The organism is Streptomyces sp. NPDC050504 (genome assembly GCF_044458065.1).
Lineage (GTDB): Bacteria > Actinomycetota > Actinomycetes > Streptomycetales > Streptomycetaceae > Streptomyces.
Genome location: NZ_JBITHO010000003.1, coordinates 393453 through 411908, shown reverse-complemented (window position 1 = coordinate 411908; position 18456 = coordinate 393453). Strand labels below are relative to the sequence as shown.

Here is an 18456-nt window from a genome sequence, read left to right as displayed (position 1 = left end):
CCGCATGCTGAAGGTGACAACGGAGCCGGTACCGCCGCGCAAGCTGGTGATCTTCGATCTGGACGGCACCCTGATCGATTCGCGGCAGGTCATGACGAGTTCGTTCCGTCTCGCGTACGCACAGACCGTGGGACCGGGCGAGGCGCCGGTGGAGGAGTTCCTCAAGCGGCTGGGCCAGCCGTTCCCCACCATCCTCGAAGAACTCGGGCTGCCCGGCGAGATGTACGAGGTCTTCCGCGCCCTCTCCTCCGCCCGGGTGGCCGACGTGGTGACGATCCCCAAGGCGATCGAGGTGTGCCGCCAACTGCGGGCGATGGGCGTCGACTCGGCGCTGATCACCGGCAAGGACCGGCGCCGTACCGAGGAGATCCTGGCTCACCTTTCGATCGGCGAACTGTTCTCGGGACTCGTCGCGGGCGACGACGACCTGCCGGGCAAGCCCGCGCCCGACGGCGTCGTCGCCCTGTGCGAGCTCCACGGACTGGACCCGGCCGACTCCGTCGTCGTGGGCGACTCGTGGGTCGACATCGCGTCGGGCGCGGCCGCCGGAGCCCGCACCGTGGCCGTCGGCTGGGGGATGGGGACCAAGGTGGAACTGCACGAGGCCGAACCCGACGCGTACATCGAGCACCCCTCGGAACTCTTCGGGTGCCTGTACGACCTGCTGGCGCGGCGCGACGTGTCCATCACGAACGAGTACGCGTCGTGACGCCCCCGCCCCCCTCCGGCGAGCAGCCGGCGGACACCGTTGACGCGCTCCCCCTGACGCCGCTCCAGCACGGCGTCCTGTTCGACACCGCCTACGACCGCGAGGCCGGTCTGGGCGTCGTCCAGCACGTGTTCCGGGTCGAGGGCAAGCTCGACCTCGACGCGCTCGAAACCGCCTGGCGGACCCTGTTCGACGAACACGCCGTCCTGCGCGGCGCGTTCGTCTGGGACGGGTCGGGGCGGCCCCACCGGACCGTCGCGTCCACCGCGCCGGACGTCAGCCCGGTGCGGTACGACTGGTCAAGGGCCGAAGAGGCGGACGTCGAGGCGGAGTTGGAGCGCACCCTCCAGCACCACCGGGAGGCCGGCTCGGCCCTGGACACCGCCGCGGCGGCGCACCTCTCCGTCGCCCGGCTCGACGACACCGCCCACCTGCTGATCTGGTCCTCGTCGCAGGCGCACCTCGACGGCCGCGGCCGCCGCACGCTGACCCAGCGGCTGCTCGCGCTCTACGCGGGCCTGGTGTCCGGCGCCCCCGAGGCCGGGGCGCCGCTCGTGGCGGAGCCCGTACCGTCCGAGCCGCACGCGGACGCGGAGCTGTCCGACGACGAGTTCTGGCGCGGACGGCTGGCCGACACGGACGAGACGAATCCGTTCCCGGCGGTCACCTCCGGCTCTTCCGACGCCAGCGGCTCCAGCGGCATCGCCGAGTACAGTGTCCCGCTGGACGAGGCCGAGACGTCCGCGTGGGAGGAGCTCGGCCGAACGCACGGCAGGCACAGCGCCGTTCACGCGGTGTGGGCCTTCGTGCTGAGCCGCTACACCCGCAGCCGTACCGTCCTGTTCGGCTCCACCCGCGCGAACGGCGCGGTCGAAGCCGTCGGAGCGGGCACCGCGCTGGCCACCCTCCCCGCGCTGCTCCGGGTCGAACCGGACGAGACCGTCCTCGACCTGGTGACCAGGGCCGCCGAGCACCTGCGGGCCGCCGGCCCGCACGGCACGGCCTCCCTCTCCACGCTCCAGACGCTCGCCGGACGCCCCGGCGTCCCGCTCTTCGACACCGTCGTGGTGTGCGAGAGCGGACCCGTCGCCCACGCGCGCACCGGCGGCGTCGAGGTCTCGCTGCACCGCACCTCGCGGCGCGTCGGCTTCCCCGTCGTGCTCAGCGTCGACGACGACTCCGCCGCGGCCCTCCACCTGGAGTACGACCGCGGCAGGCTCGACGACGAGGCGGCCGCCGACCTCCTCACCGCCTTCCGCACGGTGCTGCGCGCGTTCGCCCGTGACCTGACGGCGCCGCTGCACTCCATCGGCCTGCTGGAACCGGCCGCGGCCGCACGGCTCGTCGAGAGCACCAACCCGCCGCCCGTCGCGCCGAGCGGATCGACCGTGGTGGCGACGTTCCTGGAACAGGCGGCGCTCCGGCCCGAGCACACGGCGATCGTGTGCGGCGACCAGCGGATCGGCTACGCCGACCTCGCCGGGCGGGTCGAAGCCCTCGCACGGAGGCTGCGCGCGGCCGGGGTCGGCCCCGAGACCGTCGTCGGCGTCTTCCTCGAACGCGGCCCCCGGCTCATCGTCGGCCTGCTGGCCGTCCTGCGCGCGGGCGGGGCGTTCCTGCCCCTGGACCCGGTGCTCCCCGACCGCCGCATCGCCTTCGCCCTGCGCGACTCCGGCGCCCGGGTCCTGCTCACCGAGGACCGGCTCGCCGCCCGCGGCACCGCACTGCTGCCCCCGAGGCGCGCCACCCAGGTGGTCGACGCCGCCGAGGACGGCGGCACGAGCAACACGAGCGGCAGCGGCGGTACGGTCGGCCGGGAACCGGAGGCCGGATTCCCGCTGCCCGGCACGGCAGACCTGGCGTACGTGACGTACACCTCGGGCTCCACCGGGGTGCCCAAGGGCGTCGCGATCGACCACCGTTCGCTGGCGACCAACACCCGCAGCGTCGCGCGGTCCTACGAGTTCGGACCCGCCGACGTCGCCGTCCAGTTCTCCTCGGTCAACTTCGACGCGGCGCTGGAGCAGATGCTGCTGCCGCTGACGACCGGCGCGACCCTGCTGCTGCGCGGCCCCGACCTGTGGGACCCGGTGGAACTGCTCGGCATCCTGCGGGCCGAGGGCGCCACCGTCCTGGAACTCACCCCGCAGTACGGCTACGAACTCGCCCTGGCGCTCTCCCGCGAGCCCGCGCTCGCGCCGAGCGCGCTGCGGCTGCTGATCCTCGGCGGCGAGGCCGTCGCCACCGCCGAACTCGCGCGCTGGCGGCAACTCGCGCCCGGCGTGCGCCTGGTGGTCGGCTACGGCCCCACCGAAGTGACGATCACGACCAGCGGCTGGACCTACGACCCCGCGCAGTGGTCGGGGGACGTGGCGCCGCTCGGCCGCCTGCTCGCCCACCTGCGCGCGTACGTGGTGGACCAGGACCTGCATCCCGTTCCGCACCGCGTGCCCGGCGAGATCTGCCTCGGCGGCGTCGGCGTCGCCCGCGGCTACGCCGGTCAACCGGCCACGACCGCCGCGAGCTTCGTACCCGACCCGTTCGTTGAATCGGCGGGCGCCCGCCTGTACCGCAGCGGCGACATCGGCGCGTGGGGCCCCGAGGACAACCTCGTCTTCATGGGCCGCTCCGACGAGCAGGTCAAGATCCGCGGCACCCGCGTCGAACCGGGCGAGACCGCCGCCGCGCTGCGCAGGCGCGCCGACGTCGCAGCGGCCGCCGTGGTGGTCGTACCGGGCAAGGACGCGCGCGAGTCGGCGCGGCTGATCGGCTACGTCACGCCCGCCGATCCGGCGGCGCCGCCCGAGCCGGACGAGCTGCGGACCGCGCTCGCGGCCGAGATGCCCGCGGCCGCCGTCCCCTCGAACATCGTCGTGCTGGCGGCGCTGCCGCTGACGGCCAACGGGAAGCTGGACCGGGCCGCGCTGCCGCAGCCCACGCAGGCCCGGCCCGCGACGGCCGCCGCTCCCGCCCGGTCGGAGCTGGAGCGCGTCCTGCGCGAGGTGTGGTCGGCCGTGCTCGGCGTGCCCGAGGTCGGTGCCGACGACGACTTCTTCGCGCTCGGCGGCAACTCGCTGGCGATGCTCCAGGTCTCGGCCCGGGTCAAGCAACTCGCCGGGCACGAGATCCCGTTGCGGCTGTTCTTCCGCAACACCACGGTGTCGTCCCTGGCACGGGTACTGGAGAAGGAGCGAGGTGGCAATGACTGAGTCATTCGCGCCGACCGCCCTGCCGCGCGTCGGGGCGGAGCACGACGACTTCGCCGCGTCGCCCGCGCAGGCCCGGCTGTGGGCGCTTCAGCGGTTCTTCCCCGACATGGCGCTCTACAACTTCTCCCTCGTGCTGCGGTTCGACGAGGCGCTCGACGTGCCCGCGCTCCAGCACGCCGTGGACGCGCTGGTCGAACGGCACGAGTCGCTGCGCACCGTGTTCGTCTCCGCCGACGGGCTGACCCAGCGGGTCCGCCGCGCCGGGGCTGCGGGCACGCGGTGCGAGGTCGAGGTCGTGGACGTGGCCGCGCCCACCGCCGCGGACCCGGGCGCGGACCCGGGCGCGGCGGGTGACGTGCCCCCCGCGGTGCTGGAGGCCGCGGAAGCGGTGTGCCGCAGGCAGTTCGACCTGGAGAACGGGCCGCTCGTGCGCGTGGCGCTGCTGCGCGCGGACGGCCTGGGCCTCCTCGTCGTCGTCGCGCACCACAGCGTCATCGACGGCTGGTCGGGACCCGTCGTGATCCGCGAACTCGCGGCGTCCTACCGCGCGGCGCTGACCGGCGAGCAGACGGGCTTCGACCCGCTCCCCGTACAGCCCGCCGACATCGCGGTGTGGGAGCACGGCAGGCTCGACGCGGCGCGCCGCGCCAGGCTCGTCGCGTTCTGGCGGGAGCACCTCGCGGACCTTCCGGGGCTCGGCCTGGTGACCGACCGGCAGCGGCCCGCCGCTCCGGCGTTCACGTTCACGGACCACACCGTGACCGTGCCCGCGCCAACGGTGCGCGCCCTGCGCGCCCTGTGCCAGGAGCACCACGTCACCACGTACATGGCGGTGCTCGCCGCGACCTCGGTCGTGCTGGGGCGCTGGGCGCGGCAGGACGACGTACCGCTGCTGGCGCAGATCGCGCAGCGTCCGCTGCCGGTGGCCCAGTCGGTCGTCGGCTTCTTCGTCAACGGCGTCGTGGTCCGCACCGCTCTGGACGGGCAGCCCACCTTCCGGGAGCTGCTCGACCGGGTCTGCGACGAGTTCCTCGACGTGTTCGAGCACGCCGACCTGCCCTTCGACGAGGTCGTCCAGGCGCTGAACCCGGACCGGGCGATGAACCGCAACCCGCTGGCGCAGGTCGCGGTGAGCCTGGAACAGGCGGACCGGGCGACCGAGTTCGCCGGGCTGCGGGCCACCCCGGTCGGCATCCGCATGGGCACGTCGGTGGACCTGGACATCGTGTTCGAGGAGGACGGCGACGACGTCCTGCGGGTGGCGGTGTCGGCCGACGCCGAGCTGTTCGACCCCCGGACGGTCGCCGAGCTGACCGCGTCGCTGGCCACCGCGCTGGCCGGGCTGGTGGAACGGCCCGACCTCCCGGTGGGCGACGTCGCGGTCACCGACGTCACGGCCCCGGCCGTGCTCGTCGACAACGAGGTGGGCGGGGACTACCCGTACGCGTCCGTGCAGGCGCTGTTCGAGGAGCAGGTCGCGCGGGCGCCCGAGGCCCCCGCGGTGTACCACCCGGACGGCGTCCTGACCTACGCCGAGCTCAACCGGCGGGTCAACCGGGCGAGCCGGGCGCTGCGCGCCCACGGGGTGTCGCTGGAGACCCCGGTCGGCCTGAGCATGCGGCGCTCCCCCGAGCGCGTCGTGGCGATGCTGGCGGTCCTCAAGGCCGGCGGCTGCTACGTGCCGATGCTGGCGGCCGACCCGGCCGAGCGGCTGCGCATGCTGGTCGCCGACAGCGGCGCCGCGCTGGTGCTCACGGACGAGACGAGCGCCGAGGCGTTCTCCTGGTGCGAACAGACCCTTGCCTGGGAGGAGTTGGCCGAGCGGGCCGGAAAGGAGACGGACGACGGCCCGGCACCGGTGGCCGATGGCGGCAGCCTCGCGCACATCATCTACACGTCCGGCTCGACGGGACGGCCGAACGCCGTCGCGGTCGCCCAGCACTCCCTGGCGCGGCTGGTCCGCAGCGCCCGCTACCACGAGTTCGGCCCCGCCGACGTGTGTCTTCAGCTGTCGCCGCTGACCTTCGACGCCTCCCTCGTCGAGCTGTGGGGTCCGCTCCTCAACGGCGGTGCGATCGCCGTCGTACCGGAGGAGTCCGGCCGCCTCGGCCTGCTGGACCAGCTCCGCGCCGGACTGCGCTCCCACCCGGTCAACATGGTCCAGTTGATATCGCCGCAGCTGGGGCTCGTCGTCGAGAGCGCGCCCGAACTGCTCGGCAGGCTCCGCACCGTCTTCGTCGGCGGCGACGTCCTGCCCCCGGCGACGGCGGTCCGCGCCCGTGGACTCCAGGGCGAAGACGCCGCCCTGCGCCACATGTACGGGCCGACCGAGAGCACGCTGTTCGCCACCTACGAGGACCTCGGCGAGGTGTCCGCACCGCACGGGCGGCTGCCCATCGGCCGCCCGATCGGCAACACCACCGCCTACGTCGTCGACGAGGGCGGCAACCCGGTGCCGCCGTGCGCGCCGGGCGAGCTGCTCCTGGGCGGCGCGGGCCTGGCCCGCGGCTACACCGGGCGGCCCGCGCTCACCGCGAAGCGCTTCGTGCCCGACCCGTTCTCCGGCACGCCCGGCGCCCGGCTGTACCGCACGGGCGACCTCGTGCGACGGCTCCCGGACGGGCGCATCGAGTTCCTCGGCCGCATCGACCACCAGGTGAAGGTGCGCGGCCACCGGATCGAGACCGGCGAGGTGGCCGCGGCCCTGCGCTCGCACCGGCTGGTCGCCGACGCCGTCGTGGTCGTGCGCGAGGACCTGCGCGGCGGGCCCGACCTCGTCGCCTACGTGGTCGCGGGACCGGCCGGCGCCCCCGCGGACGAGGAACTGCGGACGCACCTGCGGCGGATCCTGCCGCAGTACATGGTTCCGGCCGCCTTCGTCGCGCTGCCCGCGCTGCCGCTCACCCGGAACGCCAAGCTCGACCTCGCCGCGCTGCCCGCGGTCGTGCCCGCGGCCGCCGTCGCCGAGCCGCCGCGCACCGAGACCGAACGCGAGGTGGCCGCGGTGTGGCGCGGGCTGCTGGGAGTGACGGAACTGGACAGGACCCGGACGTTCTTCGACTCCGGCGGCAATTCGCTGCTGCTGATCCAGCTGGCCGAAGCGCTCTCCACGAAGTACCCGGAGTGCGGGCTCAAGATCAGCGACTTGTTCGACTACACGACGATCGCCCGTCTCGGCGCGGTGCTCGACGAACGACAAGCAGGGAGGCAGTAGCCATGACCACGAGGGAACCCATAGCGATCGTAGGGGCAGCACTGCGGTTGCCCGACGCCGATTCGCTTGAGGAACTGGCGGCCAATCTCGACGCGGGCCACGACAGCGTGCGCCCGGTGCCGGACGAGCGGCTCGCGCTCAGCGGCGCCGCCTTGGGCGTCGAGCGACAGCTGCTCGCGCCGCTGTCCGGGGTCGACCGCTTCGACCACGAGTTCTTCCGGATCTCGCTGCGCGAGGCGCAGTTCATGGCGCCCGAACAGCGCATCGCGCTCCAGCTCAGCTGCGCCGCGATCGAGGACGCCGGATACGCGCTCGGCGACCTCAGGGGCAGCAGGACCGCGGTCGTGTTCGCCGGAGGCCCCTCCGACTACCCGGAGCTGGTTCCGGACGGCGGCGACGAGCTGCTGACGCTGCTGGGCACCGGGACGCCTTCGCTGTGCGGCCGGATCTCCTACCTGCTCGGGCTGAACGGGCCCTCGACCGCGCTGGACACCGGCTGCTCGGCCGGGCTGGTCGCCGTCGACCAGGCGGCCAAGCTGCTGCGCGACGGGGACTGCGAGCAGGCGCTGGTCGGCGCCGTGAGCGTGCACAGCACCTTCGCCACCGAGGGGGACCGCGAGCGCTTCGCCGAGGTCCTGGCCACGGGCGGGCGCAGCCGTGCCTTCGACGCGGACGCCGACGGCGCCGGTGACGGCGAGGGCGGGGCCGTGTTCGTGCTCAAGCTCCTCTCCGCGGCGCAGCGCGACGGCGACGACGTCCGGGCGGTGATCGTCGGCAGCGCCGTCAACCACAACGGCGACCGGTCCAACGGGCTGAGCGCGCCCAGCGCCGCCGCCCAGGCCGAGCTGATCGTCTCCGCCTGGGAGCGGGCCGGACTGCACCCCTCGCAGGCCGGTTACATGGAGGCGCACGGCTCGGGCACCCGCCTCGGCGACATGATCGAGATCGACGGGCTGCGCCGGGCGATGGGGCAGCTCGACGGGGAGCCGGTGCCCGTGGGCTCGATCAAGACGAACATCGGGCACCTGGACCGCGCGGCCGGCCTGGCCGGGCTGGCGAAGGTGGTCGCGCAGCTGCGGTACGAGACGATCTACCGCTCGCTGCACTTCGACGCCCCGAGCCCGCTGATCGACTTCGCGACCTCTCCGGTGCGGGTGGCCACCGAGTCCGCGCCCTGGCCCGCGACGTCCCCGCGCCACGCGGGCGTCAGCTCGTTCAGCATGTCGGGGACCAACGCCCACCTGGTGCTCGCCGGTGCGCCCGCGCCCGCCGCCGCGCCCGCGCCGTGGGCCGGGCAGGGCGTGGCGACGCTGTCCGCCCGTTCCTGGTCGGCGCTGGGCCGGTACTGCGAGGCCCTCGCGAAGCACCTGGACGCGCCGCGGCCCGGACACGCGGAGGACCTGGCCGACGTGCTGCACGTGCTCAACCGCGGCCGCGACCACCTGCCCCACCGGGTGGCGCTGGCCGTCGCCGACCGGGCCGACCTGGTCGAGGGGCTGCGCGCGGCGGCGGCCCGGCTGGCCGACCGGGCGAACGAGCCCGCCGCGCCGGTCCGCCGCGTGGTGTGGACCTGCCCCGACGGCATCAACGCCGACGACGCCGACGCCGCACGGGCGCTGGCCGCCCGGTGGCCCGCGTACGCCGAAGCCGTCGCCGAGTGCGGCGAGCGGGCGCCGGACGGCCTCGACGCCGCCGACCTGGAGTGGTTCGCGCACCAGTACGCCGCCGCGCGGCTGACCGCCCGGCTCGGGGTGCCCTTCGCGCACGTCGTGGGCACCGGCCGCGGCGCGCTCGTCGCGCTCGCCCTCAACGGTGACCTGGAGCTGGCCGAGGCACTGCGCAGGCTCGCGGACGGGGACGTTCCCGCCGCGGCCGAACCGGCCGTTCCCGCGTGGCTGCTCTTCGAGTCGCTCGTGGTGTCCGGCCCCGACCAGGAGGTGCCGGTCTTCGAGGGCCCCGCGGGCACCGTGCGGGTCGGGTGGAGCGCCCGGTCCGTACCCGAGACGGTCGCCGCGCTCTACGAGGCCGGTGTGGACCTGGCGTGGGACGGGGCCGACGCGGGCCGTCGGCGCCGCGTCGCGCTGCCCACCTACCCGTTCGAGCCGACGCACGTGTGGATCCGCGAACCGGTCGCCGTCACCGGGGAACCGGACACGGGCGGAACGGACGGGACGGGCGGAACGGACGGGACGGGGGAGACCTGCGAGGTCGCCGCGGCGGCCTGCGCGCTGGAGGCCGAGGTGTGCAGCCTCGACTCCGCCGAGATCGACCCGGCCGAGGCCGAGACGGGCCCGCTGGAGACCGCCGACTACGAGCGCGTGATCCGTACGGTGTGGGGCGACGTCCTGGGCATCGACGACGTCGCCGTCGGGTCGGACTACTTCAACCTGGGCGGCACGTCGGCGATGGCCCTCCAGATGCTGACCACCATGCGCCGCCGCTTCGGCGTCCGCATGAAGCTCGTCGACCTGTACGACAACCGCACGGCACGCGAGTTCGCCGCCCGGGTCGCCGAACTGCGCGACGAGGCGGCCTCGAAGGCAGGGAGCACGTCATGACGGAACGGATGTTCCACGTAGTGGTCAACGCCGAGGAGCAGCACTCCCTGTGGCCGGTCGGCCGCGACCTGCCGGCCGGCTGGTCGGCGGTGTCGGGACCCGACACCGAGTCGGAGTGCCTGGCCCACATCGAGTCGGTGTGGCCCGACATCACTCCTCGCAGCGTGCGTGACCGGCTGACCGAACAGGGGGTACGAGGATGAGTACGACGAGCAGGCCCGGGGAGGGCTCCCGGGTGGGGGTCGTCGGTGCCGGGGTGATGGGCATCGGCGTCGCCGAGGAGTGCGCGCGGGCGGGGTACGCGGTGACCCTGGTCGACGTGGATCGGGAGCGGCTGGCGGCGGCCGGGGACGCCCTGCGCCGCGCGGCGCTCGTCGACCGGCTGCGCGATCCGAAGGGCGAGCACGACAACTGGCCGGCCCGGATCGACTTCGGCACCGACGACACCCGGCTGACGGGCGTTTCGCTGGTCCTGGAGAACGTCACCGAGGACCCCGGCACGAAGACGGCGGTGCACCGCCGCCTCGACGAGCTGTGCCCCGGCGTGCCGGTCGTCGTGAACACCTCGGTCATCCCCATCACCTGGCTGGCCGGACACACCGAGGACCCCTCGCGGTTCGTCGGCGTGCACTTCATGAACCCCGTACCGGCCAAGCCGCTGGTCGAGGTGATCCGCGGCGAGCTGACCTCCGACGAGCACGCCGACGCGGTGCTGGACTTCCTCCGCTCGATCGGCAAGGACTGGGTCCCGGTCGCCGACTCGCCCGGCTTCGTCTCGAACGCCATCTTCATGACGGTGATCAACTCCGCCGCCGAGCTGGTGGAGACGGGCGTCGCGGACGTCGAGGGCGTCGACCGGGTGTTCCGCGAGTGCTTCGGCCACCCGATGGGCCCGCTGGAGTCCGCGGACCTGATCGGCGTCGACACCGTCGTGCGGTCCCTGCACATGCTGCAGAAGTTCGTCGACGTCGGCCGCTACGAGCCGAGCGTCGGCCTCACCCGCCTCGTCGACGAGGGCCGCGTCGGCCGCCGGGTCGGCGAGGGCTTCTATCAATACGCGAGTGGACGAGCGGGAGCGCGATCGTGAGCAACAACCTGAGCACCGAGGTCGTCGGCGGAGAGCTGTGCGACTTCCTGAAGGACACCCTGCGGCAGCCGGTCGAGGTCGGGGACGACATCTTCGCCCTCGGCATGGCCAACTCGATGTTCGCCCTCGAACTGATCGTGTACATCGAGAGCCGCTACGGGCTGACGCTGGAGGGCGAGGACCTCACCCGCGACAACTTCCGCTCCGCGCAGGCGATGGCGGAGCTCGTGGTGAAGCGCGCGGCGGCGGTGGGCAGCCAGTGACGAACGGCTTTCAGGAGGAGGCCGACCTCGTGCGGTTCGCCGCCGAGGCCGTCGCACCCCGAGCCGCCGCGTCGGACCTGAGCGCCACGCTCGCCCCGGAGACGATCGCCGCGCTCGCCGGTGCCGGACTGCTCGGCGCGGCGATACCCGTGCGGTACGGGGGGCTCGGCTTCACCGAGACCCGCTTCGGCGAACTGTGCGCGGCCGTCGGCGCCTGGTGCACCTCCACCCGGGCACTGCTCACCGTCCAGGACATGGTCGCCGGGGCGCTGCTGCGCAGCGGCAGCGCCGCGCAGCGGGAGAAGTGGCTGCCCCGGCTCGCCAGTGGCGAGGCGATCGCGGCGTTCGCCCTCACGGAGCCGGACGTCGGGAGCGACGCCGCCGCCGTGTCCGCGCCGCTGACCCGGACGGACGACGGCTGGCTGCTGGACGGCGCCAAGCGCTGGGTGAGCCTCGGGGCGGTCGCCGACGTCTACCTCGTCGTGGCGCGCGCCCCCGAGGGGCCGACCGCGGTGCTGGTCGAGCGCGGCGCGCCGGGGCTGAAGGTCGAGCCCAACGGGGAGGGGGCGCTGGGGATGCGGGCCGCGATGACGGCCCACCTCACCTTCGACTCCTGCCCCGTGGCGCCGCAGGACGTCGTGGGCGGCATCGGCGCGGGCTTCACGTTCGTGGCAGGCCCCGCGCTGGACCGCGGGCGGCACAGCGTGGCCTGGGGCAGCGTCGGGCTCGCCGAGGGCGTCCTGCGCGAGGCCACCCGCCACGCGTCGAACCGCCGCCAGTTCGATGCCGCGCTCACCGAACACCAGCTGGTCCGCGCCCTGTTGAGCGACATGCTCGTCAGCGCGCGGTCCGCGCGGCTCGCCTGCCGCGCCGCCGCCGAGTCGCGCGAGCGGCGCGACGCGGACGCGACGCTGGACACCGTACTGGCCAAGTACACGGCGGCCAGGGCCGCGTTCGACAACGCGGCCGCCGCCGTGCAGGTGCTCGGCTCGCACGGCTGCGAGAGCGGGTCCCTGGTCGAGCGCATGTACCGGGACGCGAAGATCCAGCAGCTCATCGAGGGCACGGAGCAGATGGCGCAACTCCAGTTGTGGGAACTCGCGGTGCGCGACGAGCGCAGGCACGAGCGGGTGGTCGCGTCATGACCGGGATCGGCGCCGTGACCGGGATCAGCGCCATGGACGTGTGGCTGCCGCCCGAGACGCTGGCCGTGCCGCGGCTTCCGGAACTGGAGACCCATCCCGCGACGCACCGCCAGGCCGTCGCCGCGTTCGGCATCGAGACGGTCCGGGACGCCGCCGGGCGCTCCGCGACCGACCTCGCGGTCGAGTCGGTGAAGCGCCTGGTCGCGCGGGACGACGTGGACGCCTCCGGCATCGGGGCGCTCCTCGTCGTGGGCTCCCGCGCGCCCGAGTACCTGATGAGCTCGGAATCGACCCGGATCACCCGGGAGGCCGGACTGGACGTCGGCCTGTCGTTCTCGGTGTCCGACCTGGGCTGCGTGTCGATCTCGGCCGCCCTGCTCACCGCGTCCGCGCTGCTGTCCGCCACCCCCGACTGGTCGAGCGTGCTCATCGCGCACGGCTGCGTCCCGCCGGGTCCCTCGCGGCTGCGCTACCCCGTCACCGTCAACGGCGACGCCGGCCTGGCGCTGCTGGTGCGGCGCGAGGAGCGCATGCGGGTCCTGGACGTCGCCGTCGAGACCGACGGGTCCTTCTGGGACCTGTTCCGGGTCGACTACCGCGACGTCCCCTCGCAGCAGTGGCACGAGGAGTGCACGGACCTCCAGCGCTACTCCTTCGAGCTGGCGCTGCAGAGCAGGACGCGGCTGCGCAAGCTCAACGAGCTGGTGCTCGCCCGGCAGGGCCGCACCTTCGCCGACGTCGACCACGTGGTGATGCAGAACCTGTCCGTGGGCGCCTTCCGGTTCTACGAAGAGACGTTCGACGTCGAGATCGCCCGCGCGTGCTACGACAACCTGCGCGCCTTCGGCCACCTCGGCTCGATCGACATCGTCGCGAACCTCGCTTCGGGCGTGCGGTCAGGAGAGTTCGCCGAGGGCGATCTCGTACTCGTAATGAACAACAGCCCTGCTGCGGCATGGAGCTCGATGTTGGTGGAGATATGACGTCCCAGGAACCGGCACAGTTCGTGAAGTGCCTCGTGTGGGATCTCGACGACACTCTGTGGCGCGGGACCCTCAGCGAGGGCGACGAGCCCGTACTCGACGAGGCGACCGTCCAGGTCATCCGCACGCTCGACGAGCGCGGCATCCTGCACTCGATCGCGTCGGCCAACGACGCCGACCTGGCGCTGGCCGCGCTCGAACGGCTCGGCCTGGCCGAGTACTTCCTCGTCCCGCAGATCGGCTGGGGCGCGAAGTCCGCCTCGGTGCAGGCCGTGGCGGACGCGCTGAACATCGGCGTCGACTCGCTCGCCTTCGTCGACGACCAGCCGTTCAACCTGGAGGAGGTCGCGCACTCGATCCCCTCGGTCCGCTGCCTGCCCGCGGACCTGGTGCCGCACCTGGCCGAACTGCCCGAGTTCAACCCGCCGCTCAGCGCGGAGAGCGGCTCGCGGCGGGCGATGTACCGCAGCATGCACACCCGCGACGCGGCCGAGCGCGACTTCGACGGGCCCCCGCAGCGGTTCCTCGACGGCCTGGGGATGGTGTGCACCGTCGCGGCGGCGGCCCCCGACGACCTCGCCCGCGCCGAGGAACTGACCATCCGCACGCACCAGCTCAACACGACCGGCATCGCCTACAGCCGCGAGGAGCTGCGCGAGCTGGCGACGTCCGCATCGCACCGGGTGCTGGTCGCCGGCCTCGAAGACCGCTACGGGTCCTACGGGACCATCGGCCTCGCCGTGCTGGACGTCGCCGACGCCGACGGCTGGACGCTCGAACTGTTCCTGCTCTCCTGCCGCGTCCTGACGCGCGGGGTGAGTTCGGCGCTGCTCGCCGCGCTCGCCGAGGAGGCGCGCGAGCGGGGCCTGCCGCTGCGGGCCAGGTTCCGGCCCAACGAGCGCAACCGGGCGATGCACGTCGCCCTGCGGTTCGCCGGGTTCGAGCAGGTCACCGACGAGGACGGCACCCTGCTGCTCGAACAGCGCAAGCCGATCACGGCCGCGCACAGCATCGACCTGCGGGGCCTGGCCGGGGCAGTGGGTAGGGTCCCCGTCGACGCCGGCGGTCCCGCGTGACCCGGTCGGGGCCCTCAGAGGAACGGACATGATGGCGAAGAACTCACTTTTGCGGGACCCCACCTTCGCGAAGTACTGGTCGGGGCAGGCCGTTTCCCTCACGGGCTCGGCCATGATCCCCGTCGTGATGCCGCTGATCGCCGCGCTCACGCTGCACGCGAGCGGTCTTGAGGCCTCCGTGGTCTCGGCGGCCTCGCTGCTGCCCGGCATGCTGTTCATGCTGCCGATCGGCGCGCTCATCGAGAACCTGCCGAAGCGGCTGGTGATGATGTGGGCCGACCTCGCGGAGTCGGCGGCGCTCGTCGTCGTACCGGTGCTGTGGTGGGCGGACATGCTGTCCATCGCCGCACTGTGCGTCGTCGGGTTCTTCGCCAGCACCTTCGGCATCGTCTCGCAGGTGGCGAACCAGGCGCTGACGCCCTACCTGGTGCGCGAGGACCAGCTGATCGAGGCGAACGCGAAGCTCACCCTGGCGGAGTCCACGGCCACCAGCGCGGGCCCCGCGGCGGCCGGCTTCCTCGTCGCGCGCCTCGGCGGCCCCGCCACCCTGGGCATCGCGGCCGTCGGCAGCTTCTTCAGCGCGGCGACCCTGGCGGTCATCCGGCCGCCGGAGCCGGCGCCCGACCCCGCGGCCAAGGAGCACGGCCTCTACCAGCTGATCGTGGCCGGGCTGCACTTCATCAAGAAGAACGCCGTCCTGCGCACGCTGATGGCCATCAACGCCGTCGACAACTTCTTCCTCGCCTGGATCCAGGCGATCCTGACCGTGTACTTCCTGCGGGAACTGCACTGGAACAGCGAGGCGGTGGGCCTCGTGCTGGGCGTCGCCGCGCTGGGCGGCGTCATCGGCTCGCTGTGCGCCAAGCGGCTGCACGACCTGCTGGGCACCTCCCGGCTGCTGCTGCTCGCGGTGAGCGCGGGCGCGCCCACCGAGGCCGTGGTGCTGCTCCTGGAGCCGGGCACGGCGGGCAAGGTGGTCGCCTGCGCGGCCCAGTCGGTGGCCATCTTCTTCACGGTCTGCTACTCGGTCACCTCGCGCACCCTGCGGCAGATCGAGTCGCCCGACAACATGCGCACCCGCATCACCGCGGCGCACCGCTGGGTCAGCGTGGCCCTGCTGCCGCTGGGCGCCCTGCTGGGCGGTGTGGCGAGCTCGCTGTTCGGCCTGTACACCGCCATCGCCTGCGGCTGCGCCGGGCTGGTGTGCGCGCCCCTGCTGGCGTGGTTCTCGCCGCTGCGCCGGGCCGAGACCCCGTCGAGTCCATCGGAGGTCAAGACCTCGTGATCCAGCGCCCCGTATCCGGAGAGGACATGAGCCCGTGACGTACCGCACCGAGTTCTTCCACACCTACGACGGGCTGCGGCTGGCCTACCACGTCATCGGGACCGGGCGGCCGATCGTCGTGCTGCCCACGGGACCCGGGCTGCTGCCCGACTACCTGGGCGACCTGGGCGGGCTGCCGCGGCTGACCAACCGGTCGCTGGTCTTCCTCCAGCTGCGCGGTTCGGGCGTGTCCGAGATACCGGACGACCCGGCCACCTACCGGTGCGACCGGATGGTGGAGGACGTCGAGGCGCTCCGCCGCCACCTCATGCTCGACCGCATGGACCTGATCGCCCACTCCCAGGCGGGCGACCTGGGTCTGATGTACGCGGCCAGGCACCCCGACCACCTGGCCAGCCTCGCCCTGGTGACGCCGGTGATGAACGCCATCGGCGTGGAGCCGTCGGCGGACGAGATGCGCGAGTCCATGAAGCTGCGCAGGAACGAGCCGTGGTACGAAGCGGCGGCGGACGCGATCCTGCAGGCCCTGGACGGGGACGCCAGCATGGAACTGCGGGCCAGCTACGTGCCGTTCTTCTACGCGCGGTGGGACCCGGAGGCGCACGCGCACTCCGAGCTCAACAGCGAGCGCGCCACCAGGGTGGAGGCCGGGTTCATCGTCGACGGGATGTTCACGCCCGAGGAGACGCGCCGGGCCCTGTACGCGATGGAGGCGCCGGTGCTGGTCCTGGTCGGCGAGATCGACCTGGCGCCGACCGTGGAGCTGGCGGGCCGGGCCGTGAAGCTGTTCACCGACGGGCAGTTGGTCGTGCAGCCGGGCGCCGCCCACATGCCGTGGGTGGACGACCCGGTCTGGTTCTGCAACGAGATGGCCCGGTTCCTGAAGACCTCCGTCGGCGCGCGGTAGGCCACCGGCCGGTCCCCGCCGCGGCGGGGACCGGCCGCGGTCTTCAGATCCGGCCGAACGCCCGCAGCAGGTACTCCTTGCGGTTCAGCGGGTTGGCGTCGGTGCGGCGGCGCTCGGGCACCGGCCCCGAGACGGGCTGGTGACTGTCGAACCAGGTGGTCAGGACGCCCTCGCCCTGGCTCAGTCCGGGCAGCCGCCGCTCGAACTCCTGCACCGTACGGGCCGGGATGGTGCCCTCGACCAGGCACGTGCTGCCCTGGACCTTCGTCGCGTCCGGTACCGCGCCGCACTCGGTCAGGTTCAGCAGCACGGCGTTGGAGTTGTCGCCCGGCACCTCCAGTTCGAACCTGCTCACCGGCTCGAAGACCCGCGTGCCCGCCTGCTGGAGCGCGTTCATCAGCACCAGCGGGGTCACCTTGCGGAAGTCACCGGCCGCGCTGACGGGGCTGGCGAAACCGGTCTCGGTCAGCGTCACCAGCACGTCGAGCACCTCCCAGCCGTACAGCCCCTGCTTCAGGGTGGAGCGCACCGCCTCGTCGATCGCCTTGTGGAAGGCGTGCGGCAGGGAGCCCAGTTCGACCGACCGCCGGAAGACCACGCCCGAGCCGGGCTCGCCCGGCTCCACCCGCAGCCCGACCGTGGCCCAGAAGACCGTCCTGCCCTTGCCCTCGATCTGCTCCACGCACTCGCCGACCCCCACGGGCCGCTCCACGCAGACGGTCCTGGTGCCCTCGAACTCCACGTCGAGCTTGTAGTCGTCGGCGAGGATGGACTTGATGACCTCCTTCTGCACCTCCCCGTACAGGGAGACGGAGATCTGCTGCTCCTCGTCGTCCTTGCGGATGTTGATGAAGGGGTCCTGGTCGGCGAGCTGGGTCAGCGCGTCGAAGAGCTGCGGCACGAGGCCGTGCCCGACGGGCCTGACGACCGCCTCCAGGCTCGGCGCCGCGAACAGGTGCTCGTTGCGCGGCCCGTCGTCCGTGCCGAGCCGGTCCCCGATGCGGATGTCCTTCAGGCCCCACACCACGGCGATGTCGCCCGCCGACGCGTCCGTCCGCAGCGCCTCGGGGCCCCGGTGGAACACCTCGACCGCCGTGGGCCTGCCGGACAGTTCGGTGACGGCGCCGTGCCGGTCCCGCCGGTGGAAGCGGACCTGGGTACGGGCCTTGAGCTCCCCCGAGTGCAGGCGCACGTAGGCCGCCTTCTCCCCGGCCCAGCCCCGCTTGATCTTGAACACCGTGCCGCACAGCGCCGCGCCGGGGTCGGCGGGCGCGGCCGGCAGCAGGCCGGTGATCCCCGCGACGAGTTCGTCGATGCCTGCGCCGGCCACGGCCGATCCGAAGAACACCGGGTACAGCCGCGCCTCGCGGACCTGCCGGGCCAGCTCGGTGCGGTAGTCCCGCTCGTCCAGGGCCTGTTCGTCGGCCAGGTAGCGGGTCAGGAAGGCGTCGTCGTGCTCGGCGAACGCCTCGGCCAGGTCCGCGGCGAAGCCCTCGTCCGCCACGCTCCGCGGCACGGCGCGCGCCTGCCGCGTGCCGGGCTCCTCCACCCGCGTCATCGGGACGACGACGGGGGCGAGTTCGGTGCGGATGGACTCCAGCAGGTCTTCCGTACGGGCCCCCAGCCGGTCGATCTTGTTCACGAACAGGAGGGTCGGCATGCGCATCTTCACCAGGGTGCGCATCAGCAGCCGGGTCTGGGCCTGGACGCCCTCCACCGCGGAGACCACCAGGACGACCCCGTCGAGCACGCCGAGGGCCCGCTCCACCTCGGAGATGAAGTCCGGGTGGCCCGGCGTGTCGATGAGGTTGACCTTGACGTCGCCGACGGTGAAGGACACCACCGCGGACTGGATGGTGATGCCGCGCTCGCGTTCCAGGGCGTGCGAGTCCGTCTGGGTGTCGCCCCCGTCGACGCTGCCGACGCGGTCGATGACACCGGCCGTGTACAGCAGCCGCTCGGTCAGGCTGGTCTTGCCCGCGTCGATGTGGGCCAGGATGCCGATGTTCACGGTCGTCAT

The 18456-nt window shown here is 73.2% G+C and carries 13 protein-coding genes; 12 read left to right on the top strand and 1 reads right to left on the bottom strand.

Going from position 1 to position 18456, the window contains the following annotated elements; all coding sequences use genetic code 11:
- Nucleotides 1-4: 4 nt before the first annotated feature.
- The 12 genes from ACIBNE_RS12965 to ACIBNE_RS12910 are packed head-to-tail and all read left to right on the top strand — an operon-like array spanning nucleotide 5 to nucleotide 16436.
- Nucleotides 5-709 carry an HAD family hydrolase gene (locus tag ACIBNE_RS12965; protein ID WP_399271576.1) on the top strand — a complete coding sequence of 235 codons (705 nt, stop codon included), beginning with the start codon at nucleotides 5-7 and terminating at the stop codon, nucleotides 707-709.
- Nucleotides 706-3918: an amino acid adenylation domain-containing protein gene (locus tag ACIBNE_RS12960; protein ID WP_399271575.1), complete on the top strand. Its 3213-nt coding sequence runs from the start codon at nucleotides 706-708 to the stop codon at nucleotides 3916-3918. The genes ACIBNE_RS12965 and ACIBNE_RS12960 overlap by 4 nt, the downstream gene beginning before the upstream one ends.
- Nucleotides 3911-7132, top strand: a complete 3222-nt coding sequence (locus ACIBNE_RS12955; RefSeq protein ID WP_399271574.1) for an amino acid adenylation domain-containing protein — start codon at nucleotides 3911-3913, stop codon at nucleotides 7130-7132. The genes ACIBNE_RS12960 and ACIBNE_RS12955 overlap by 8 nt, the downstream gene beginning before the upstream one ends.
- A gap of 2 nt (nucleotides 7133-7134) precedes the next feature.
- A complete protein-coding gene (locus ACIBNE_RS12950; protein WP_399271573.1) occupies nucleotides 7135-9690 on the top strand; it encodes a beta-ketoacyl synthase N-terminal-like domain-containing protein in 2556 nt (851 codons plus the stop codon).
- Nucleotides 9687-9893, top strand: coding sequence for an MbtH family protein (locus ACIBNE_RS12945; RefSeq protein WP_399271572.1), 207 nt, complete (start codon nucleotides 9687-9689; stop codon nucleotides 9891-9893). Before ACIBNE_RS12950 ends, ACIBNE_RS12945 begins: the two co-directional genes overlap by 4 nt.
- Nucleotides 9890-10777 (top strand): 3-hydroxyacyl-CoA dehydrogenase family protein, encoded by an 888-nt coding sequence (locus ACIBNE_RS12940; RefSeq protein WP_399271571.1) that lies wholly within the window; start codon nucleotides 9890-9892, stop codon nucleotides 10775-10777. Before ACIBNE_RS12945 ends, ACIBNE_RS12940 begins: the two co-directional genes overlap by 4 nt.
- On the top strand, nucleotides 10774-11040 hold the full coding sequence (locus ACIBNE_RS12935) for an acyl carrier protein (protein WP_399271570.1): 267 nt from the start codon (nucleotides 10774-10776) through the stop codon (nucleotides 11038-11040). The genes ACIBNE_RS12940 and ACIBNE_RS12935 overlap by 4 nt, the downstream gene beginning before the upstream one ends.
- A complete protein-coding gene (locus tag ACIBNE_RS12930; RefSeq protein ID WP_399271569.1) occupies nucleotides 11037-12185 on the top strand; it encodes an acyl-CoA dehydrogenase family protein in 1149 nt (382 codons plus the stop codon). Before ACIBNE_RS12935 ends, ACIBNE_RS12930 begins: the two co-directional genes overlap by 4 nt.
- Entirely contained in the window at nucleotides 12182-13168 is a 987-nt protein-coding gene (locus tag ACIBNE_RS12925; protein WP_399271568.1) for a 3-oxoacyl-[acyl-carrier-protein] synthase III C-terminal domain-containing protein, read from the top strand. Before ACIBNE_RS12930 ends, ACIBNE_RS12925 begins: the two co-directional genes overlap by 4 nt.
- Nucleotides 13165-14244, top strand: coding sequence for an HAD-IIIC family phosphatase (locus ACIBNE_RS12920; RefSeq protein WP_399271567.1), 1080 nt, complete (start codon nucleotides 13165-13167; stop codon nucleotides 14242-14244). Before ACIBNE_RS12925 ends, ACIBNE_RS12920 begins: the two co-directional genes overlap by 4 nt.
- Nucleotides 14245-14272: 28 nt before the next feature.
- Complete coding sequence (locus tag ACIBNE_RS12915) at nucleotides 14273-15529, top strand: MFS transporter (RefSeq protein ID WP_399271566.1); 1257 nt, start codon at nucleotides 14273-14275, stop codon at nucleotides 15527-15529.
- A gap of 34 nt (nucleotides 15530-15563) precedes the next feature.
- Nucleotides 15564-16436 carry an alpha/beta fold hydrolase gene (locus ACIBNE_RS12910; RefSeq protein ID WP_399271565.1) on the top strand — a complete coding sequence of 291 codons (873 nt, stop codon included), beginning with the start codon at nucleotides 15564-15566 and terminating at the stop codon, nucleotides 16434-16436.
- A gap of 43 nt (nucleotides 16437-16479) precedes the next feature.
- Here the strand turns inward: ACIBNE_RS12910 and ACIBNE_RS12905 are convergent, their stop codons facing one another.
- A complete protein-coding gene (locus tag ACIBNE_RS12905) occupies nucleotides 16480-18456 on the bottom strand; it encodes a GTP-binding protein (protein ID WP_399271564.1) in 1977 nt (658 codons plus the stop codon).